Origin of the sequence: Thioalkalivibrio sp. ARh3 (assembly GCF_000377265.1) — a bacterium.
Lineage (GTDB): Bacteria > Pseudomonadota > Gammaproteobacteria > Ectothiorhodospirales > Ectothiorhodospiraceae > Thioalkalivibrio > Thioalkalivibrio thiocyanoxidans.
This window is the reverse complement of record NZ_KB897947.1, coordinates 22,042-42,714: the sequence shown is the minus strand read 5'-3', so window position 1 is coordinate 42,714 and position 20,673 is coordinate 22,042. Positions and strand designations below refer to the sequence as shown.

The window sequence follows — 20,673 nt, the reverse complement described above, 5'->3', positions numbered from 1 at the left end:
GATCGCCGCATGGAATGGGAAACCGTCATCGGGCTGGAGATTCACGCCCAGCTCAACACCGTCTCCAAGATCTTCTCCGGGGCGCCGACCGCCTACGGTGCCGAGCCCAACCGCCAGGCCTGCGCGGTGGACCTGGGCATGCCCGGCGTGCTGCCGGTGCTGAACCAGGGTGCGGTGGAGAAGGCCGTGATGCTGGGGCTGGCGATCGACGCCGAGATCACCCCGCGTTCGGTGTTCGCGCGCAAGAACTACTTCTACCCGGATCTCCCCAAGGGCTACCAGATCTCGCAGTACGAGCTGCCAATCGTCGCCCGCGGGCACCTGGATATCGAGCTGGAGGACGGCACGATCAAGCGCATCGGGGTGACCCGCGCACACCTCGAGGAAGACGCCGGCAAGAGCCTGCACGAGGGCTTCGAGCTGATGACCGGCATCGACCTCAACCGTGCCGGTACCCCGCTGATCGAGATCGTCTCCGAGCCGGAACTGCGCTCGGCGAAAGAGGCCGTTGCCTACATGAAGAAGCTGCACTCGCTGGTGCGCTATCTCGATATCTGCGACGGCAACATGCAGGAGGGCAGCTTCCGCTGTGATGCGAACGTCTCGATCCGGCCGAAGGGACAGACCGAGTTCGGCACCCGCGCGGAGCTGAAGAACCTGAACTCCTTCCGCTTCGTCGAGCGCGCGATCAATCACGAGATCGAGCGCCAGATCGACGTGATCGAAGGTGGCGGCAGCGTGGTCCAGGAGACCCGCCTGTACGACCCGGATCGCGACGAGACGCGCTCCATGCGCACCAAGGAAGAGGCCAACGACTACCGCTATTTCCCCGATCCGGACCTGCTGCCGGTGGTGGTGGACACGGCGTTCGTGAACCAGATGCGGGAGCGACTCCCGGAGCTGCCGGATGCCAAGCGCGCCCGCTTTGTCGAGCAGTACGGCCTGTCCGACTACGACGCCGGTGTGCTGACCGCGGCGCGCGAGATGGGCGACTTCTACGAGGCCGTGGCCGCCGGCTGTGGCGCGCCCAAGCTCGCCGCCAACTGGGTGATGGGCGAGTTCTCCGCGGCGCTGAACCGCTCCGAGGTCGAGCTGGCCGAGGCCCCGGTGAATGCCGAGGGGCTGGCCGGGCTGCTGGCCCGCATCCAGGACGAGACCATCTCCGGCAAGATCGCCAAGGAGGTCTTCGAGGCGATGTGGAACGGCGAGGGCGATGCCGACACCGTGATCGAGGCCAAGGGGCTCAAGCAGATCACCGATACCGGCGCGATTGACGCGATCATCGACGAGGTGATGGCCAACAATCCGCAGCAGCTGGAGCAGTACCGTGGTGGCAAGGACAAGCTGTTTGGTTTCTTTGTCGGCCAAGTGATGAAGGCGACCCAGGGCAAGGCGAACCCGGCCCAGGTGAATGAGCGCCTGAAGGCCAAGCTGGACGGATGATGCAGGGCTGCGGACTCCATGCGTGAAACCGACACCCTCCACCGCTTCATGCTGGAGGAGGCCGGGGTGCGTGGCGAGTGGGTGCACCTGGATGCCGCCTGGCAGGCCCTGCTGGAGCGCCACGACTATCCGCCGGTGGTGCGCGACCTCCTGGGCCAGGCCTACGCGGCCGTTGCACTGACGGCCGCCACGCTCAAGTTCGACGGCTCGCTGATCCTGCAGGTGACCGGCACCGGTCCCGTGCACATGATCGTGGCCCAGGCCGATGGCCAGGGTCGGCTGCGTGGCCTGGCGCGCTTCCGCGAGACGCCCCCCGACGATGCGACGCTGGCCCAGTGTGCCGGCGACAACGCCCGGTTGATGCTGACGCTGGACCCGGGCGATGGCGGCGAGCGCTACCAGGGCGTGGTCGAGCTCGAGGGCGAGACCCTGGCGGATGCGATGAACGTGTACTTCGAGCGTTCCGAGCAGCTGCCTACCCGGCTGTGGCTGGCGGCCAATGACCGGTCGGCCGCCGGGATGCTCCTGCAGGCCGTGCCGGGCGAGGGCGGTCATGCGGTCACGCGTGACTCCGAGGACTGGAGCCGCGCGAACATCCTGGCCGATACCACTACCCCCGAGGAGATGCTGGAGCTGGATGCCGGCACGCTGCTCGGCCGGCTGTTCGCCGAGGAGCGTGTGCGTCTGTTCGACGGGACCCCGGTCCAGTTTCACTGCCCCTGCTCGCGCGAGCGGGTGGCCGAGACCCTGCGCGGCCTCGGGCAGGACGAGATCCGCAGCATCATCGAGGAGCAGGGTCGCATCGAGGTGACCTGCGAGTTCTGCAATGCGCAGTACCACTTCGACCCGGTGGATGCCGAGGCCCTCTGCGCCACCCGGACGGTCCAGCCACCGACCCCCGATACGCGTCAGTAACCGCTCGCGAAACAATCGGGCGCGGAATCTTCCCGCCGAGCGGCGGTCTTTGCTATAGAGATAGCAAAGGCAGCAGTGTTTTCCTGGCGGGGGGCTGGTCATGTATTCCCGGCATACCGAGATTCCCACTCTGGATACCCGGCCCGGATGGCAGGTCGAGGCCCGCTATTACAACCAGGTGGCCCTGGCCCTGCGGCGGCTGGGCCCCGAGATCCGTCTGCCCCTGCCAATCCTGAAGCACCTGGACCTGATCCTGCAGCCGGATGCCTGGGTCGTGGTGGATCGCGTGCTCAACGACATGCCGGTGGTGGCCTGGACCTCGTTCCGCGCCGCCCACCGGCACAATCTGCATCGCCCGGTGGCCTGCGAGTTGCGCCTCTACCACTCCATGGCAACCATGGTCACCAATCGTGCCCTGGCCTGCATGGCCGATCGCCTGACCGCTGCCTTGGCCGAGGAGGATCAGCGCATCCCCCGTGGTCAGGTGGTCGCCTTCCGGCCCCGCTCCAGCGCCTGACTCAGGCCGGACGCTGTGCGCAGACCGGGCAACCCGGGTCGCGGCGCAGACGAATTTCGCGAAACTGCATGCGGGTCGCATCCACGATCAGCAGCCGCCCGTTCAGCGTCGGGAGTCCGATTAGCAATTTGAGCGCCTCGGTGGCCTGCAGGCTGCCGATCACCCCCGGGAGACTGGCCAGCACGCCATTGGCCGCGCAGGTGTCCTCGTCCCCGCCGCCCTCGCCATACAGGCAGTGGTAGCAGGCGGCCTCGGGGTCGCGGTAGTCGAAGGTGGTGAGCTGCCCTTCGAAGCGGATTACCGCGCCGGAGACCAGGGGGGTACCGCTGGCAACAGCCGCGCGGTTGATTGCGCCCCGGCTGGCGAAGTTGTCGGTGCCGTCCAGGACCACGTCGGCCTCCGCGAACAGGGTGGTCATCGCAGCCACGTCCAGGCGTTCGGCACGGGTCTCGACCCGGCAGTTCGGATTCATCGCCGCGATGCGCCGCGCGGCGGACTCCACTTTGTCGCGGCCGATATCCGCGTCCGTATGCAGGATCTGCCGCTGCAGGTTCGTCACCTCGACATGGTCCGGGTCGACCAGCGTGAGTCGTCCGACCCCGGCGGCTGCGAGGTAGGCGGCTACCGGCGAACCCAGCCCGCCCAGGCCCATGATGACCGCGTGGGCCTCCTGCAGGCGCTGCTGTCCCTCGACCCCGACACCGGGCAGCATGATCTGGCGGCTGTAGCGCAGCAGTTCCGCGTCATCCACGGGGCGTTCTCCAGTGTGAATTAGGTCAAGGGTTAGTGACGTAGTACGGCAAAGTGTAACCGGCGTCACGCTCCTCCGGCGCCGCGGTTAGGAACCGTTCAGGAAGACCCCGTAATTTGGACCGTGGCAATTCTGCCAGTTGCGCAGTCCAAGGAGGTACACGATGAAAGGCTTGATGATCGCCCTGGCGCCGGCGGCGTTGCTGGCGTTTGCCCTGGCAGCCCCGGTGCATGCGGCCCAGCCGGTCTCCGGCTTTGTGCACACCAGCGCCGCCGCATTCGACCCTGAGGCCCTGCAACATGTGCATCACCGCCCGGGCCATTATGGCGGCCCGCCGCATGCCCGCAGCCATCCCGGCTATCGCGGCTACAAGCACTCCAAGCGCTCGTATAAACGTGGGCGGGGCCACCAGCATCGCCATTACCACAGCTACCAGGAGCACCATCATCACCATTACTACAGCCGCCCGCGGCATCGCTCGCCCAGCGGCTCGATGAACTTGCACCTGCATCTGCCGTTCTAGGCAGCATCCGCACCACACTGTTGGCCCCGGCGTTCGCGCCGGGGCTTTTTTTACGCGCGGGTGCCGATCGTGACGCGCTCGTGCCCGGCGGGGTCACAAAGGCTCCGCACCTCGCGATAACCCACCTGGGCCATGCGGGCCCGAACGTCGCGGGCCTGATCGAACCCGTGTTCCAGTAGCAGCGGGGCACCCGGGAGCAGGTGGGCGGGTGTGGTATCGATGATGGTGTACAGGTCGCCGAGCCCGCCTTCCGGCGCGGCCAGCGCCTCCCGTGGCTCGAAACGCAGGTCGCCGCGGTTCAGGTGGGGGTCGTTGGGGGCAATGTAGGGCGGGTTGCTGACGATCACGTCGAAGGCTTCGCCGGGCGTAAAAGGGGAGAGCCACGTCCCTTGCAGGAAGGTCACGTCGAGTCCCAGGGCGTCGGCGTTGGCGCGGGCCTGGCGCAGGGCGTCCGGGCTGCGGTCGGTGGCGACGGCCTCGATGGCCGGGCGTTCCGCCTTCAGCGCGAGGATGATCGCGCCGCTGCCGGTGCCCAGGTCCAGTACCCGGGGATGCGCGCGCTCGCAGGCGTCGATGGCCGCGATTGCCCGTTCCACCAGCAGTTCGGTCTCCGGGCGCGGGATCAGGCAGGCGGCGGAGACCTCGAGATCAAGGGTCCAGAAGGCACGCCGGCCGAGGATGTGGGCGATCGGCTCGCCCGCCTCGCGGCGCTGGCACAGGGCGTCGGCACGTTCGCGCTGCGACGCGGTGGGGGCGTCGAGCCCGCGGGCGATCAGGGTGCTGGTGTCGAGCCCGGTCGCCGCGCCAAGCAGCAGGCGGGCCTCGAGCCCCGGCTCTTCCAATCCGGCCGCCTGCAGGCGGCGGCGAAGTTCGCGCAGCAGGGCATCCAGCGTCGCGGGCGTTTCCATTACGCCTCCGCGAGGGTGGCGAGCTGTTCGGCCTGGTATTCGTGGATCAGCGGGTCGATCACCGAGTCGAGGTCGCCGGCCATCACCTGTTCCAGCTTGTACAGGGTCAGGTTGATGCGGTGGTCGGTCACTCGGCCCTGCGGGAAGTTGTAGGTGCGGATGCGCTCGGAGCGGTCGCCGCTGCCGACCAGGCTCTTGCGCTCGGCGCTCTGCGCGGCGGCCTGCGCCTCGCGCTCGGCCTCGAACAGGCGGGCGGCGAGGTAGGTCATGGCCTTGGCGCGGTTCTTGTGCTGCGAGCGTTCTTCCTGGCACTCGACCACGATGCCGGTGGGCAGGTGGGTCAGGCGGATCGCGGAGTCGGTCTTGTTGACGTGCTGACCGCCGGCCCCGGAGGCGCGGAAGGTGTCCACGCGCAGGTCGGCCGGGTTGATCTCCGGCATCTCGACCTCGTCCAGCTCCGGCAGGATGGCGACGGTGGCCGCGGAGGTGTGGATGCGGCCCTGGGATTCGGTCTCCGGGACGCGCTGCACGCGGTGGGCGCCGGATTCGAACTTGAGTCGCGAGAAGGCGCCCTGGCCGGCCAGGCGGGCGATCACCTCGCGGTAGCCGCCGTGTTCGCCCTCGCTGGCGCTAAGGATCTCCAGCCTCCAGCCCTTTTGTTCGGCATAGCGGGTGTACATGCGCAGCAGATCGCCGGCAAAGATCGCGGCCTCGTCGCCGCCGGTGCCGGCGCGAATCTCGAGGAACACGTTGGCGTTGTCGTGCGGGTCCTTCGGGATCAGATGGCGATGGAGCTCGGCCTCCAGTGCCTCGGTCTGTTCCGTCAGGGTTTCGATCTCGGCCTCGGCCATTGCGCGCAGCTCGGGGTCGTCCTCCTCCAGCATCGCGCGGGCCTCTTCCAGTGCGCCCTGGTTGTCGTGCCAGGCCTTCCAGGCCTCGGCGACCGGTTCCAGCTGGCTGTATTCCTGCGACAGGCGGCGCAGCTGGTCGGCGTCCTCGGCGGCGTCCGGCGTGGCCAGCAGCTGCGCGATCTCGGCATGGCGCTCGGCCAGGCCCTCGAGCTTGGTGCGGAACGAGGCCTTCACGAACGGGTGCCGGACTCGGGGTCGTGGCCGGGGTCGTCTTCCGGGCTGGGCAGCTGGAACAGCCGATGGGCGGCATCGAGCAGGCGCGCGTCGCCCTCGTGGGCGGCGGTGTTCAGCGACTTGCAGGGGGCGTGCATCAGCTTGTTGGTCAGGCTGTGGGCCAGCAGCTGCATGGCCTCTTCCGGCGACTTTCCGGCGCGCAGCATCGCCTCGGCCTTGGCCAGGGATTCGGCCTTGACGGCCTCGGCGCGCTGACGCAGCTGGCGGATGCTGTCGACGGAGTCGCGGGCGCGCAGCCAGCGCATGAATTCGCTGGCGCGCTGGGTAATGATCTCCTCGGCCTGGGCGGCGGCGGCCTGGCGCGAGGCCATGTTCTCGTCGATCACTTCCTGGAGGTCGTCCACCGTATAGAGGTAGACGTCCTCGAGCTGGCCGACCTCGGGTTCGATGTCGCGCGGGACGGCGATGTCGACCATGAAGATCGGCTTGTGCCGGCGCTTGCGCAGGGCGCGTTCCACCGCCCCCTTGCCGAGGATCGGCAGCGGCGCGGCGGTCGACGAGATAACGATGTCGGCCTCGGCCAGACGATCCGGCAACTGGTTCAGGCTGATCGCCTGGGCATCGAAGCGTTCGGCCACGGCCTGGGCGCGCTCCTCGGTTCGGTTGGCCACGATCACCTGGCCGATCCCGTGGCCGGACAGGTGCTGCAGCGCCAGTTCGATCGTCTCCCCGGCGCCGATCACCAGCGCGGTCAGCGGCTTCAGGTCGCCAAAGATCTGGCGCGCCAGCGAGACCGCGGCAAAGGCCACCGAGACGGCGCTCTGCCCGATCGCGGTCTGGGTGCGCACGTCCTTCGCGGTGGCGAAGGCATGCTGGAACAGGCGCTCCAGCGAGCGGCCCAGCGTGCCGGCGTCGTGGGCATGCTGGTAGGCCGTCTTCATCTGCCCGAGGATCTGGGGCTCGCCGAGGACCAGCGAGTCCAGGCCGCTCGCCACGCGCAGGGTGTGGCGCACGGCGGAGCCATCGTGGTGCAGGTAGAGGTAGGGCCTGAGTTCGTCACGGTCGATGCCGTGGTAGCCGCCCAGCCAGTCCAGCACGCGGTGTTCCGACTGCTTGCCGCCCTCGCGGAAGTACACCTCGGTGCGGTTGCAGGTCGACAGGATCGCGGTTTCCGGCAACAGGACACCCGAGCGCAGCGAGTGCAGGGCCTCGCCGAGCTGGCTTTCATTCACCGACAGCCGTTCGCGGATCGCGACCGGAGCGGTCTTGTGGTTAATGCCAAGAGTGAACAGCATGCTGACGCTATTGTGCCGCAAATGGCCGGAAAAGGCCCCAAGACATACTCGTCGCCGGGGGAGAGGCGTGCCCCCAAAGGGTCAAGTACGTAGTGTACTGACCTGTGCCGTCCGTTACAGTGGTTCTCTGAATGCCGCGCGCAGTGCGGTTCGGAACCGTGGCGCTGGATGGGCGTCCCACTAGTGACGTATTCAAAGTGCACTCATCCGAGTTGCCCAGACATGCAATGGAGTAATCCGATCGGACCCGAAATGATTCGTCCCCTGTTCGCGGCACTGGCCGCAGTATTGCTGGCGGGCTGCGCCCATATGCCCCTGGGTGCTTCGGAGAGCAACGCAGCGGAGACCAACGCCGCAGAGACCGATCGCCCCGCGATCCTCCCGATTATGCCGGCGCAGGATCCGGAAGCGGCGTTGATGCTGGGTGTGCTGGTGGGCGAGATGGCCGTGCGCTCCGGGCAGTACGAGGAGGCCGCACGCTACTACGGTGCCGCAGCCCTGCTCAGCGACGACCCGGCAATCGCCGAACGGGCGACCCGCATTGCGTTGTTTGCCCAGGACCGCAACCAGGCCTTGCAGTCCTCCGAGCGCTGGCGCCAGCTGGCCCCGGAAAGCCTGGATGCCCTGCAGTTGTCGACAGTGCTGCGGCTGGACCTGGGCCAGCCTGATCCGGCCGCCCAGCAGATGGGCGAGGTCATCGACCTGCAGGCCGTGCAGGGCGGTGATCCTTATGCGGCGCTCGGGGCCGTAGTGGGGCAGACCCGCAACCGCGAGGCCGCGCTCGAGGCCCTGCGGAAGTTGACGGATCAGCGTCAGGACGATGTGGGCGTACATCGCGTGTATGCCGAGGCCGCACTGCGATTCGCCCCTGGCGAGCCGGCACTGGAGGCGGCTGCGCATGGCGTGGAGCGATTCCCGGAGGCTGTGCCGCTGCGGCTGCTGCATGCCCGAGCGCTGGACGAGGCGGGAGAGTCCGACGAGGCCCTGGAGGTGCTGCGCACGACGGTGGCTGATCACCCCGAGAGCCGCGAGGCCCGTTTTGGCTATGCCCGCATGCTGGCGGAGCACGATGATCGCGAAATGGCGCGCGAGGAGATGGATCGCCTGGTCGAGCAGGACCCGGAGGATGCGCAGCTGTTGCTGGCCCTGGCGCTGATGAACCTCGAGGCCGAGCAGCTGGGGCCGGCCCGGACCTATCTGGAGCGTCTTGATGCCCTGGGCGAGCGCGAGGGCGACGTCGCCTATTACCTCGGCCGGTTGCATGAACTGGAAGAGGACCCGGAGGGTGCACGCCAGGCCTACGAGCGGGTCGAGGGTGGCAATCACGCCGATGACGCTCGTCTGCGCGCGGCGCGCATGACGCTGGAGATCGAGGGCGATGCGGCCGCGCGCGAGCGTTTCGAGCAGATGCAGCAGGGCCCGGATGTCGAGCTGGCGCGACGCGCCTACCTCGGTGAGGCGAACCTGCTGCGCGAAAAGGGGGAGTACGCCGCTGCGCGCGAGCGCCTCAATCGCGGGCTGGTGCAGTTCTCGGGGGATGCTCGGTTGCTGTATATGCGGGGGCTGATGCATGAGCGCGAGGACGACATCGAGGCCGCCGAGGCGGACTTCCGGACGATCCTGGATAACGATCCGGATAATGTCGCGGCGCTGAACGCCCTGGGCTACACGCTGGCAGACCGCACCGACCGCTACGAGGAGGCGCTGGACCTGATCGAGCGGGCCTACGCGCAGGAGCCCGACGACGCGGCGATCATCGACAGCTATGGCTGGGTGCTCTATCGCCTCGGGCGTCTCGACGAGGCCGAGGACTTCCTGCGTCGCGCCTACGATCTCTCCGACGATGGCGAGATCGCGAGCAACCTCGCCGTGGTGCTCTGGGAGCGCGGCGAGCGGGACGAGGCGCGCGCCATTCTGGAAGCGGCGCTGGAGCGCGAACCGGATCACGAGCGCCTGTTGCGGGTGCGTGACGAACTTCTCGAGTGATGTCGCCTGGATCCCCAGAGTCCCGCGCACCCTCGTGGGCGGGCATGACCCGCTGGGCATCGACCACGGTCGTCGCGCTGATACTCGTGGGCTGTGCCGCGCCGATGCCGCGCACCGACGATCCCGCCGCGCGGGAGGCCTTCGACGAGCGTGCCGAGGTCGTGAAGGCATTTGACGAGTGGCGCCTGGCGGCACGTCTGGGGCTTTCTACCGAGGTGGAATACTGGTCCGCGCAGCTGAACTGGCGCGTGCAGCAGGAGCGCCATGTCCTCGACCTTTCCGGCCCGATGGGGCGTGGGGGTGGGCGCCTGACGCTGGCCCCGGACCAACCCGCGGTGCTGATCACGCGGGCCGGCGAGCATTACCAGGCCGAGGACCCCGATGCCCTGGTCGCCTACCTGGCGAACGAGTCGATCCCGGTTTCCGGCATGCGCTACTGGGTGCGGGGTTTGCTCGCGCCCGATGCCGAGTACGAGCTGGAGACGGACGAGGATGGCCTGCCCCTGCGTATCGAACAGTCCGGCTGGGTGATCGAGTTCGGCGAGTTCGAGGATGTTGACGGCGTGGCGCTTCCCGTACGTATGGACCTCGAGCGCGAGGGCGTGGAGCTGCGCGTGCGCATCGCGAACTGGCATTTGGCAACGCCATGAGCGGCCGTTTCGATGCGGCCTTTCTCGCTCCGGCCAAGATCAACCGGTTCTTGCATATCACGGGCCGCCGTGCCGATGGCTATCACGAGCTGCAAACCGTGTTTCAGTTTGTTGGCCTGGCGGATACGCTGCGCTTTGAACCGCTGGAGTGCGGTCGGATCGAAATGGCGGCCGGGGCCGTCGACGGGGACAACAACCTGTGCCTGCGGGCCGCGCGGGCGCTGGCGGATGCCAGCGGTTCACCGTTCGGCGTGCGGATACACCTCGACAAATGCATCCCGATCGGGGGCGGTCTGGGCGGGGGCAGTTCCGATGCCGCGACCACGCTGGTGGCGCTGAACCATCTATTCGACCTCGGGCTGTCGGAGGATGAGCTGGCTGCGATCGGGTTGGGCCTGGGGGCCGATGTGCCGGTGTTTGTGCGCGGCCGGGCGGCCTGGGCCGAAGGTGTCGGGGATCGCCTGGTGCCGGTGGAGCCGGATATCGCCTGGTTGCTGCTGCTGGACCCCGGCGTTTCAGTGGCCACCGGCTCCATGTTTGGCGCGGCGGAATTGACACGCGACTGTCCCGCCGAGACAATTTCGCCCGAAATCGATGTCGCGCGCTTTCGTAATGTGTTCGAGCCGCTGGTTCGCCAGCAGTATCCCGCTATTGGCGAGGCACTGGACTGGATGGGCGGGCAAACGGAGCGCGCGCGTTTGAGTGGCACCGGGGGCTGCATCTTTGGGATGTTCCCGAACGAGGCGGCCGCGCGCCAGGCGCAGACCGCACAGCCCCGTCCCTGGCGGAGCTGGGTGACGCCGCTGGCGAATGTTTCGCCCCTGCGGCAGTGGCTTCCGCGCAGCGCGGCCGAGGATGATGGTGCCGAGCAACGAGTAGTTGGGCCGTAGCCAAGCGGTTAGGCAACGGGTTTTGATCCCGTTAAGCGCCAGGTTCGACCCGAGCGGCGCAGCCGCGAGAGCACGCCATCGCAGGTGGCGCCCGAAGGGTGGCGCGCAGCGCCATCATCCTGCCGGCCCGGATCGGCGGCAGCCGATCCGCCATCGGTTCCGGAAGTGGAACCCGGGCAGGGTCGGGGCAGGCAACAACGAGCAATTGGGCCGTAGCCAAGCGGTAAGGCAACGGGTTTTGATCCCGTCATGCGCAGGTTCGAATCCTGCCGGCCCAGCCATACAACGAGACCCGCGGCGCTTGCGGCCGCGGCACCGGCCAAAGGGCCGGCAGGATGAGAACCGGGTTCGACTCGAGCGGTGTGGCCGCGAGAGAACGCCGCCACTGGCGGCGGCCCGAAGGGCGGCGCGCAGCGCCGTAATCCTGCCGGCCCAGCCATACAACGCGGGTGGTGATGCTGGATATCGCTACTGCGCCATACACCAAAGGCCCCTGCGCCACGCCGGGGTCTATATTTGGAGTCAGGCGGCCTGGCCGCCGGCTCCGCACCACCCAGACCGGAAAAAACCGTGGTCGACAAGAGCCGAATGATGGTCTTCGCGGGGAACGCGAATCCCCGCCTGGCACAGAGCGTTGCCGAGCACCTGGGCCTGCCGATGGGCAAGGCGATTGTGGGGCGCTTCAGCGATGGCGAGGTGCAGGTCGAGATCCTCGAGAACGTACGCGGTCGCGACGTGTTTCTGATCCAGCCGACCGGGCAGCCGACCAACGAGAACATCATGGAGCTGGTGATTATGGTGGATGCGCTGCGCCGCGCCTCCGCCGGCCGCATCACCACCGTGATCCCCTATTTCGGCTATGCCCGTCAGGATCGTCGGGTGCGCTCGGCGCGGGTGCCGATTTCGGCCAAGGTGGTCGCGAACATGATCGAGGCGGTCGGTGCCGATCGTGTGCTGACCATCGATGTGCACGCGGACCAGGTGCAGGGCTTCTTCAACGTCCCGGTCGACAACATCTATGCCTCGCCGGTGCTGCTGGGCGACGTCTGGCGGCATGTCTCCGGCGACTTGACGGTGGTGTCGCCGGATGTCGGTGGCGTGGTGCGCGCCCGCGCGATTGCCAAGCGCCTGGACGACGCCGATCTCGCGATTATCGACAAGCGTCGGCCGCGCGCGAATGAATCCGAGGTGATGCATATCATCGGCGACGTGCGCGACAAGTCCTGCATCATCATCGACGACCTGGTGGATACCGCCGGCACGCTGTGTCAGGCGGCCAAGGCCCTGAAGGCGCACGGTGCGGCCTCGGTGAGTGCGTATGCCACGCACCCCGTGCTTTCTGGTGCGGCAATTGATAATATTAACGGTTCGGCGCTGGACGAGCTGGTCGTGACCGACACCCTGGCGCTGCAGCCGAATGCCCAGGCCTGTGCGAAGATCCGGCAGCTGTCGGTGGCGGAGATGCTGGCCGAGACGATTCGCCGGATCAACCGCGAGGAGTCGGTCAGCTCGCTGTTCGTGGACTGACGGTCCGGGCGCAGGGCGTTCTGGCGCCACGATTTCGGGGGATTGTCCCCCAGCCTCACGCCTCATCTGGTCGCGGATGGGGCGTGTTTATTTGGAGAGAGCAACGATGAGCATGAGTTTTACCATTGAAGCCGAGAAGCGGGACGAACAGGGATCGAGTGCGAGCCGCCGCCTGCGTCGCGCCGGCAGGCTGCCCGCCATCCTGTACGGGGGCGAGAATGACGCGCAGCCGATCACCCTCGACCACAACGCGATGGTGCACAACCTGAAGCATGATGCGTTCTACTCGCACATCCTGACGGTCAAGCTGGATGGCAAGAGCGAGAAGGCGATCCTGCGCGATGTGCAGCGCCACCCGTTCAAGCCGACCATCTATCACGTGGACCTGATGCGCGTGAGCGCGAATCAGCCGATCCGCGTCAGCGTGCCGCTGCACTTCCACAACGAGGAAGAGTGCAAGGGCGTGAAGCTGGGCGGCGGCATGATCAGCCGCATGCTGAACGACATCGAGGTCGAGTGCCTGCCGGGCGATCTGCCGGAGGCCATCGATATCGATGTGGTCGAGATGGACGTCGGTGACACCATCCACATCTCCGAGCTGAAACTGCCGAAGGGTGTGGAGAGTGTGGCCCTGATGCATGGCGAGGACTACGACTACGCCGTGGTCAGTGTCCTGCTCCCGCGTGCCGCGAAGACCGAAGAGGAAGAGGGCGAGGAAGTCGAAGCCGCCGAGGCCGAGGGTGCCGCGGACGAGGGTGGCGAAGAAGCCGCCTCCGGCGACGAAGGCGAGTCCGAGGACAAGGAATAAGCCTCACGGCCGTTCCTGTGCCTTTCTGACCCATGGCGATTCGTTTGATCGTCGGGCTGGGCAATCCGGGCCCGCGTTATGCCGAGACCCGGCATAACGCGGGCTTCTGGTTTGTGGATGCCCTGGCCCGCCGTCACTCCACCGAGTTTCGCAGCGAGAGCCGCTTCGATGGCGAGGCGGCGCGGCTGACCCTGCCCGAAGCCGACTGCTGGCTGCTCAAACCCATGAGCTTCATGAACAAGAGTGGCCTGTCGGTGCGCAAGTGTGCGGATTTCTACCGCATCCCGCCGGAGGAGATCCTGGTCGCGCATGACGAACTGGACCTGGAGCCCGGTGTGGCGCGCCTGAAGATGGGTGGCGGGCACGGCGGTCACAACGGTCTGCGCGACCTGCATCGCCACATGGGCGGGCCGAACTATGCGCGGCTGCGTCTCGGTATCGGCCACCCAGGGCACCGCGACGAGGTCGTCCCGTTCGTGCTGGACCGTCCCGGCAAGGATGATGCGCACGCCATCGAGGATGCCATCGATGCCGCGCTGGACCAGGTGCCGGCGCTGATCGCGGGACGCTGGGACGAGGCTGTACGCAATCTGCATGGCGGCGGGCCAAAGGCGCCCGGTCGCCAGAAATCCGAGGACGAGGAAGCCCGATGAGTCTGAAATGCGGGATCGTGGGTCTGCCGAATGTCGGCAAGTCCACCCTGTTCAATGCCCTGACCCGCGCGGAGATCGCCGCGGAGAACTACCCGTTCTGCACCATCGACCCGAACGTGGGCGTGGTGGAGGTGCCGGATCCGCGCCTGGCGCGGCTCACCGAGATCGTGAAGCCCGAGCGTACGCTGGCCACGACGGTGGAGTTCGTCGATATCGCGGGCCTGGTGGCGGGTGCCGCGCAGGGCGAGGGACTGGGCAATCAGTTCCTCGCCCACATCCGCGAGACCGATGCGATTGCCCAGGTGGTGCGCTGTTTCGAGGACGACGACATCGTGCACGTGGCCGGCAAGGTCGACCCGCTGGACGATATCGAGACCATCAGCACCGAGTTGATGCTGGCGGACCTCGAGACCACCAACAAGGCGCTGACCCGCCTGACGCGCGCGGCGAAGTCGCAGGACAAGACCGCGATTGCGCAACTGAAGGCGGCCGAGAAGGTGGCGGCCGGACTGGACCAGGGGATCCCGGCGCGGGCCCAGGACCTGGACGAGGACGAGCGTCGGCTGCTCTACGATCTGCACCTGCTAACGATCAAGCCGCTGATGTACATTGCCAACGTCGACGAGGCCTCGCTGGCTGGCGGCAACGCGATGGTCGAGGCCGTGCAGGCCAGGGCCGCCGAGGAGGGTGCCGAGGTGGTCAGCGTCTGCGCGGCCATCGAGGCCGAGATTGCCGTGCTGGACCCGGAGGAGCGGGCCGAGTTCCTGGCGGACCTCGGGCTCAAGGAGCCGGGGCTGGACCGGGTGATCCGTACCGCCTACCGGCTGCTGGACCTGCAAACCTTCTTTACCGCCGGTGAAAAAGAAGTCCGCGCCTGGACCGTGCGTCGGGGTTCCACCGCGCCACAGGCCGCGGGGGTGATCCATACCGATTTCGAGCGCGGCTTCATTCGTGCCGAGGTGGTGGGCTATGACGACTTTGTCGCGAACAATGGCGAGCAGGGTGCGAAGGACGCCGGGAAATGGCGCCTCGAGGGCAAGGAATACGTCATGCACGAGGGCGACGTGGTACATTTCCGCTTCAATGTCTGAGCGCTATACTGGGAAATGAACTTGGGGCGGCGCGTGTAGCCGTCGCCCCGATCTGGCATCAAATTTCGGGAGTACTTTCGATGGACGTAATGGACCGCATCCGCCAGCAGGTGGAAGACAATCCGGTGGTGATCTTCATGAAGGGCACGCCGCAGTTTCCGATGTGCGGCTTCTCCAGTCGCGCGGTCGAGGCGCTCAAGCGCTGCGAGCAGGAATTCGCCTACGTGAACGTGATCGCCGACCAGGAGGTCATGCAGAACCTGCCGCGCTTCGCCGACTGGCCGACCTTCCCGCAGGTCTATGTGGATGGTGAGTTGATCGGTGGCTGCGACATCACCCTCGAGATGTTCGAGAACGGCGAGCTCAAGAAGGCGGTCGACGAGGCCCACGCCAAGCGCGCCGCGAGTTAGAACCCTTGGCGCGGCGGCCCGAGGGGCTGCCGCGCACCCCACGCCCGCCATCGCGAGGCCCCGCCCGGGGCCGTGGCGATCTCCTGATGTGACCACCTGATCCCGCTTCGTGCCCGCGCCGGGAGATTGCTTCACCCCTGCGGGGTTCGCAATGACGGGGCTGCGGTTGTGTCATCGAGAGCCGCGCAGGGGCGTGGCGATCTGCGGGTGTTACCCCGGGCCGGGGTCAGTGCCCCGGCGGCAGCTCTTCCGGTTCGGGCAGGCGCAGGGCGCTCTTCGGTACGCCGACCCCGTCCTGCCAGCGGTTTGCGATCTGACAGAAGATATCTGCGGTCTTCTCCGCATCGAACGCTGCGCTGTGGGCCGACTCGGCGTCCCAGCCCAATCCCGCGGCATCGGCCGCCCGCGCCAGAACCGTCTGGCCGAAGGCCAGGGCCGACAGCGACACGGTGTCCAGGCTGGAGAACGGGTGAAACGGATTGCGCTTGATCCCGCAGCGCTCCGCCGCAGTATGTACGAAGCCAAGGTCGAAATGGGCATTGTGGCCTACCAGGATCGCACGCTTGCAGTGGTTGATCTTTACCTCCCGCCGGACTTCGCTGAAAAGCCGTCCCATGGCCTGGTCTTCAGGATAAGCCGCGCGTAGCGGGTGGTATGGGTCGATCCCGTTGACCTCCAGCGACTTCGGGTCCATCTCGGATCCTTCATAGGGGCGTACATGCAGGCTCACGGTGCGGTCGCGCACCAGGTGATCGTTATGGTCGCGACGCAGGAACACGGCCGCGACCTGCAAAAGGGCATGTCGCCGACAATCGAAGCCTCCGGTCTCGACGTCCACCACAACGGGTAGAAAGCCGCGAAATCGGTTTGCCATGGGGCGGTGTTGCGGGTCCAGCTGGACGGGTTCGGCCATCGGTGTGCTCGGTCCTGAATGGGGGCGGCGGACGGTATTCGAGGGTGTTGGCGGCAAGAGGGCGGGCTTTCGTGATGTTTGCGGCTTTTCCCGCAGATTTTCCCGAAGATCGGCGCCATAGGCGGCTTTCGCTTGACCTGTTGGCGGCTCAGTCGGGATACTTGCGCCTTTTATGCCCGCCCAACACCGGCGCATGGTAGCAAATGCCCGCCCGCCCGGTGGCCTGGAGCCGTGATGGCATCCTGATTCCCAACCCGTTTTCAGGGGTAGACGCATGGACCCGAACGCGACCGAACACGATATCGACCCGCAGGAGACCCAGGAGTGGATTGACGCCCTGGCCTCCGTGCTGGAGACCGACGGCCCCGAACGGGCACACGCCCTGCTGGAGCGCCTGGTCGACAAGGCGCGCCGCAGCGGGGCCTACCTCCCGTATTCGGCCAATACCGCCTACGTGAACACCATCCCCACGCACCTGGAGCCGGAGTATCCGGGCGACGGCGCGGTGGAGCACCGCATCCGCTCCTATATCCGCTGGAACGCGATGGCGATGGTGGTCAAGGCCAACCGCGTATCGGCCGAGCTGGGCGGGCATATCGCGACCTTCGCATCTGCCGCTACGCTCTATGATGTCGGCTTTAATCACTTCTGGCATGCCCCGTCGCACGATCACGGCGGCGACCTGCTGTTCGCCCAGGGGCACTCCTCGCCGGGCATCTACGCCCGCGCGTTCATGGAGGGCCGCCTGACCGAGGAGCAGCTGGATCACTTCCGCCGCGAGGTGGACGGCAAGGGTCTGTCCTCCTACCCGCACCCCTGGCTGATGCCGGACTTCTGGCAGTTCCCGACCGTGTCCATGGGCCTGGGCCCGATCATGAGCATCTACCAGGCGCGGTTCATGCGCTATCTGCAGGACCGGGGCCTGGCGCAGACCGAGAATCGCCGCGTCTGGAGCTTTGTCGGCGACGGCGAGGTGGACGAGCCGGAGACCCTGGGGGCGATTACCCTGGCCTCGCGCGAGAAGCTGGACAACCTGACCTGGGTGGTGAACTGCAACCTGCAGCGCCTGGACGGCCCGGTGCGCGGCAACGGCAAGATCGTGCAGGAGCTGGAGGCGATCTTCCGTGGCGCCGGCTGGAACGTGGTCAAGGTCCTGTGGGGGCGCTACTGGGATCCGCTGCTGGCGAAGGACACCGACGGGTTGCTGCAAAAACGCATGATGGAGGCGGTCGACGGCGACTATCAGAACTACAAGGCGCGTGATGGCGCCTATGTGCGCGAGCACTTCTTCGGCAAGTACCCCGAACTCAAGCGCATGGTGGCCAACATGTCCGACGAGGACATCTGGCGCCTGAACCGCGGCGGCCATGACCCGGTCAAGGTCTATGCGGCCTACAAGGCAGCGGCCGAGCACAAGGGCCAGCCGACCGTGATCCTCGCGCATACGGTGAAGGGCTACGGCATGGGCGCGGCGGGCGAGGCGCAGAACCGTACCCACAGCCAGAAGAAGATGGACGCGGACGACATGAAGCAGTTCCGCGACCGCTTCAACATCCCGCTGTCCGACGAGCAGGTGGAGAAGGCCGAGTACATCAAGCCGGACCCCGACTCTGAAGAAATGAAGTACATGCACGAGCGGCGCAAGGCGCTGGGCGGCTACCTGCCGGTGCGCCGCCCGCTGGCCACCCCGCTGGAGATCCCGGGGCTGGATGCCTTCAACGGCCTGCTGGAGTCCTCCGGCGAGCGCGAGATGTCCACCACCATGGCCTTTGTGCGCATGCTGACCCTGCTCGCGCGCGACAAGAAGATCGGCAAGAACATCGTCCCGATCGTGCCCGACGAGGCGCGTACCTTCGGCATGGAGGGCCTGTTCCGCCAGCTGGGGATCTACTCCTCGGTCGGCCAGCTCTACGAGCCGCAGGACAAGGACCAGGTGATGTATTACAAGGAGGACAAGAAGGGCCAGATCCTCGAGGAGGGGATCAACGAGGCCGGTTCCATGTCCTCCTGGATCGCCGCCGCCACGTCCTATTCCACCCATGGCGTCGCGATGGTGCCGTTCTACATCTTCTACTCGATGTTCGGCTTCCAGCGCGTCGGCGACCTGATCTGGGCCGCCGGCGACATGCGCGCCCGCGGTTTCCTGATGGGGGCGACCGCCGGGCGCACCACGCTGGCCGGCGAGGGCCTGCAGCACGACGACGGCCACAGCCTGATGATGGCCGCCAACGTGCCCAACTGCATCGCCTACGACCCGACGTTTGCCTTTGAGCTGGCGGTGATCGTGCAGGACGGCATGCGCCGCATGTATGCGGAGCAGGAGAGTGTCTTCTACTACATCACCGTGATGAACGAGAACTACCCGCAGCCGGCCATGCCGAAGGGTGCCGAGGAAGGCATCCGCCGCGGCCTGTACCGGCTGCAGGCCGGCGGGCGCAAGAAAAAGAAGGTGCGTCTGCTGGGCTCCGGCACCATCCTGCGCGAGGCCATGGAGGCCGCCGAACTGCTGGACAAGGACTTCGGCGTGGCCGCCGAGGTCTGGAGTGCCACCAGCTTCAACGAGCTGGCCCGCGACGGTCGCGATGTCGAGCGCCACGCGCGCCTGCACCCGGCGGCCAGGCCGCGCAAGTCCTGGGTGGAGGAATGCCTGGGTGGCTCGGATGCCCCGGTGGTCGCCGCGACCGACTACGTCAAGGCCTACGCCGATCAGATCCGCGCCTTCGTGCCGGCCGAGTATCGCGTGCTGGGGACCGACGGCTTTGGTCGCTCGGACACCCGTGCGGCGCTGCGCCGGCACTTCGAGGTCGATCGTTACCACATCGCGGTCACGGCCCTGAAGGCCCTGGCCGATAACGGGACCGTCGAGGTCAAGACCGTCTCCGACGCGATCAAGAAGTACAAGATCGACGTCGAACGGCCCAACCCCTTGCAGGCCTGAGGCCGCCGGTACCGAGGCAGGAGCAGACATGAGCAACACGACTACCGTGCACGTGCCGGACATCGGTGATTTCAAGGATGTCGAGATCATCGAGGTGATCGTCAGCCCCGGGGATACCGTTTCCCCCGAGGACCCGCTGATCACGCTGGAGTCCGACAAGGCCTCCATCGAGATCCCGGCCCCGCAGGGCGGCACCGTGAAGGCGCTGAAGGTGAAGGCCGGCGACCGCGTCAGCGAGGGCGACCCGATCCTGGAACTGGAGCCCTCCGACGAGGGTGGCGGCGAGGAGGCCTCTGGCAAGGAAGACGCGTCGAAAGAGGAGACATCGTCTCCCTCGGACGCGCAGGCCGAGCCGGCCCCCGAGGACGAGAAGCCGCAGCCGTCCCCGGCACCGAAGGCCGCTGACCGGGCCGATCCGCGCCCGTCGCCCACCGAACACATCCGCGACGAATCGGCCTTCCGCAAGGCTCATGCCTCGCCGGTGGTGCGCAAGTTCGCGCGCGAACTGGGCGTGGACTTGACCAAGGTCGAGGGCTCCGGGCGCAAGGGCCGTATCCTGCGCGAGGACGTGCAGGGCTTCGTCAAGCGTGCGCTGAGCCAGGGCGCCGGTGGTGGTCTGGGAATCGAGCCGATGCCGGAGATCGACTTCTCCGAGTTCGGCCCGATCGAGACCCAGCCGCTGTCGAAGATCAACAAGCTCACCGGCAAGAACCTGCATCGCAACTGGGTCAGCGTCCCGCACGTGACCCAGTTCGACGAGGCGGATATCACCGAGCTCGAGGACTTCCGCAAGTCGCTGAAGGCCGAGTACGAGAAGAAGGGCGTGAAGGTCACCTTCCTGCCGTTCCTGATGAAGGCGGTGGTCTCCGCGCTCAAGCAGTACCCGCGCTTCAATGCCTCGCTGGATGCGACCGGCGAGAACCTGATCCTGAAGCAGTACTACAACCTCGGCATCGCGGTGGACACGCCGGACGGCCTGGTCGTCCCGGTGGTGCGCGATGTGGATCGCAAGAGCCTGGTCGACATCGCCTCCGAACTGATGGACCTGTCTCAGCGCGCCCGCGACAAGAAGCTCAAGCCCGCGGACATGCAGGGCGGCTGCCTGACCATCTCCAGCCTCGGCGGGATCGGCGGGACCCAGTTCACCCCGATCGTGAATGCCCCCGAGGTGGCGATCCTGGGCGTGTCGCGTTCCAGCATGAAGCCGGTCTGGAACGGCCAGGAGTTCGAGCCGCGCCTGATCCTGCCGCTGGCGCTGTCGTACGATCACCGGGTGATCGACGGCGCCCTGGGTGCCCGCTTCGCCACCACGCTGAGCGCGCTGCTGTCCGACATGCGCCGCATGCTTCTGTAATCGCAACCGGAGTGAC

19 protein-coding genes, 2 tRNA genes and 1 other RNA gene are annotated in these 20,673 nt (G+C 67.0%); 17 read left to right on the top strand and 5 right to left on the bottom strand.

The features are described 5' to 3' along the window. Positions 1 to 9: 9 nt before the first annotated feature. The 3 genes from gatB to C995_RS0100220 all read left to right on the top strand — a co-directional run bounded on the left by gatB (position 10) and on the right by C995_RS0100220 (position 2,875). Entirely contained in the window at positions 10 to 1,443 is a 1,434-nt protein-coding gene (gatB, locus tag C995_RS0100230; RefSeq protein ID WP_018863006.1) for an Asp-tRNA(Asn)/Glu-tRNA(Gln) amidotransferase subunit GatB, read from the top strand. Positions 1,444 to 1,461: 18 nt separating this feature from the next. Then, a complete protein-coding gene (gene hslO, locus C995_RS0100225) occupies positions 1,462 to 2,358 on the top strand; it encodes an Hsp33 family molecular chaperone HslO (RefSeq protein ID WP_018863005.1) in 897 nt (298 codons plus the stop codon). A gap of 100 nt (positions 2,359 to 2,458) precedes the next feature. Further along, a complete protein-coding gene (locus tag C995_RS0100220) occupies positions 2,459 to 2,875 on the top strand; it encodes a hypothetical protein (protein WP_018863004.1) in 417 nt (138 codons plus the stop codon). A 1-nt stretch (position 2,876) separates the two neighbouring features. Here C995_RS0100220 and C995_RS0100215 read toward each other — a convergent pair whose 3' ends face one another. Further along, positions 2,877 to 3,626 (bottom strand): molybdopterin-synthase adenylyltransferase MoeB, encoded by a 750-nt coding sequence (locus tag C995_RS0100215; protein ID WP_018863003.1) that lies wholly within the window; start codon positions 3,624 to 3,626, stop codon positions 2,877 to 2,879. A gap of 163 nt (positions 3,627 to 3,789) precedes the next feature. On the opposite strand from C995_RS0100215, the gene C995_RS0100210 reads away from it, so the two are divergent. Further along, positions 3,790 to 4,149, top strand: coding sequence for a hypothetical protein (locus C995_RS0100210; protein ID WP_018863002.1), 360 nt, complete (start codon positions 3,790 to 3,792; stop codon positions 4,147 to 4,149). Positions 4,150 to 4,199: 50 nt separating this feature from the next. Here the strand turns inward: C995_RS0100210 and prmC are convergent, their stop codons facing one another. The 3 genes from prmC to hemA are packed head-to-tail and all read right to left on the bottom strand — an operon-like array spanning position 4,200 to position 7,437. Beyond that, complete coding sequence (gene prmC / locus C995_RS0100205; protein WP_018863001.1) at positions 4,200 to 5,057, bottom strand: peptide chain release factor N(5)-glutamine methyltransferase; 858 nt, start codon at positions 5,055 to 5,057, stop codon at positions 4,200 to 4,202. Further along, the gene (gene prfA / locus C995_RS0100200; RefSeq protein WP_018863000.1) at positions 5,057 to 6,142 is read right to left on the bottom strand and encodes a peptide chain release factor 1; all 1,086 of its coding nucleotides are present in this window, start codon (positions 6,140 to 6,142) and stop codon (positions 5,057 to 5,059) included. Before prfA ends, prmC begins: the two co-directional genes overlap by 1 nt. Then, the gene (gene hemA, locus C995_RS0100195; RefSeq protein WP_018862999.1) at positions 6,139 to 7,437 is read right to left on the bottom strand and encodes a glutamyl-tRNA reductase; all 1,299 of its coding nucleotides are present in this window, start codon (positions 7,435 to 7,437) and stop codon (positions 6,139 to 6,141) included. The genes prfA and hemA overlap by 4 nt, the downstream gene beginning before the upstream one ends. Positions 7,438 to 7,689: 252 nt before the next feature. On the opposite strand from hemA, the gene C995_RS0100190 reads away from it, so the two are divergent. The 11 genes from C995_RS0100190 (at position 7,690) to grxD (ending at position 15,452) form a co-directional block, all read left to right on the top strand. Further along, a complete protein-coding gene (locus C995_RS0100190; protein WP_018862998.1) occupies positions 7,690 to 9,423 on the top strand; it encodes a tetratricopeptide repeat protein in 1,734 nt (577 codons plus the stop codon). A gap of 44 nt (positions 9,424 to 9,467) precedes the next feature. Further along, positions 9,468 to 10,073 carry a lipoprotein insertase outer membrane protein LolB gene (lolB, locus tag C995_RS0100185; RefSeq protein ID WP_018862997.1) on the top strand — a complete coding sequence of 202 codons (606 nt, stop codon included), beginning with the start codon at positions 9,468 to 9,470 and terminating at the stop codon, positions 10,071 to 10,073. Then, entirely contained in the window at positions 10,070 to 10,963 is an 894-nt protein-coding gene (gene ispE, locus C995_RS13695) for a 4-(cytidine 5'-diphospho)-2-C-methyl-D-erythritol kinase (protein ID WP_026278857.1), read from the top strand. Before lolB ends, ispE begins: the two co-directional genes overlap by 4 nt. Next, positions 10,954 to 11,025 (top strand) — tRNA-Gln (locus C995_RS0100175). Before ispE ends, C995_RS0100175 begins: the two co-directional genes overlap by 10 nt. A gap of 144 nt (positions 11,026 to 11,169) precedes the next feature. Continuing rightward, positions 11,170 to 11,244: transfer RNA gene (locus C995_RS0100170), tRNA-Gln, on the top strand. 33 nt (positions 11,245 to 11,277) lie between these two features. After that, a non-coding RNA gene (locus C995_RS13690) (RtT sRNA) lies at positions 11,278 to 11,402 on the top strand. A 131-nt stretch (positions 11,403 to 11,533) separates the two neighbouring features. Beyond that, positions 11,534 to 12,490: a ribose-phosphate diphosphokinase gene (locus C995_RS0100165; RefSeq protein WP_026278856.1), complete on the top strand. Its 957-nt coding sequence runs from the start codon at positions 11,534 to 11,536 to the stop codon at positions 12,488 to 12,490. Between the two features lie 106 nt (positions 12,491 to 12,596). Beyond that, positions 12,597 to 13,298 (top strand): 50S ribosomal protein L25/general stress protein Ctc, encoded by a 702-nt coding sequence (locus C995_RS0100160; RefSeq protein WP_018862995.1) that lies wholly within the window; start codon positions 12,597 to 12,599, stop codon positions 13,296 to 13,298. Positions 13,299 to 13,330: 32 nt separating this feature from the next. Continuing rightward, positions 13,331 to 13,951 carry an aminoacyl-tRNA hydrolase gene (gene pth / locus C995_RS0100155; protein ID WP_018862994.1) on the top strand — a complete coding sequence of 207 codons (621 nt, stop codon included), beginning with the start codon at positions 13,331 to 13,333 and terminating at the stop codon, positions 13,949 to 13,951. Next, positions 13,948 to 15,042 carry a redox-regulated ATPase YchF gene (ychF, locus tag C995_RS0100150; protein ID WP_018862993.1) on the top strand — a complete coding sequence of 365 codons (1,095 nt, stop codon included), beginning with the start codon at positions 13,948 to 13,950 and terminating at the stop codon, positions 15,040 to 15,042. Before pth ends, ychF begins: the two co-directional genes overlap by 4 nt. A gap of 80 nt (positions 15,043 to 15,122) precedes the next feature. Further along, positions 15,123 to 15,452, top strand: coding sequence for a Grx4 family monothiol glutaredoxin (grxD, locus tag C995_RS0100145; protein WP_018860744.1), 330 nt, complete (start codon positions 15,123 to 15,125; stop codon positions 15,450 to 15,452). 226 nt (positions 15,453 to 15,678) lie between these two features. On the opposite strand, the gene rnt is transcribed toward grxD, so the two are convergent. Continuing rightward, a complete protein-coding gene (gene rnt, locus C995_RS0100140; protein ID WP_018862992.1) occupies positions 15,679 to 16,365 on the bottom strand; it encodes a ribonuclease T in 687 nt (228 codons plus the stop codon). Positions 16,366 to 16,639: 274 nt separating this feature from the next. Between rnt and aceE the strand changes: the two genes are divergently transcribed. Together aceE and aceF are read left to right on the top strand one after the other, a co-directional pair. Beyond that, the gene (gene aceE / locus C995_RS0100135; RefSeq protein ID WP_018862991.1) at positions 16,640 to 19,303 is read left to right on the top strand and encodes a pyruvate dehydrogenase (acetyl-transferring), homodimeric type; all 2,664 of its coding nucleotides are present in this window, start codon (positions 16,640 to 16,642) and stop codon (positions 19,301 to 19,303) included. Beyond that, positions 19,215 to 20,657, top strand: coding sequence for a dihydrolipoyllysine-residue acetyltransferase (gene aceF, locus C995_RS0100130; RefSeq protein ID WP_081618850.1), 1,443 nt, complete (start codon positions 19,215 to 19,217; stop codon positions 20,655 to 20,657). Before aceE ends, aceF begins: the two co-directional genes overlap by 89 nt. Positions 20,658 to 20,673 lie beyond the last annotated feature (16 nt).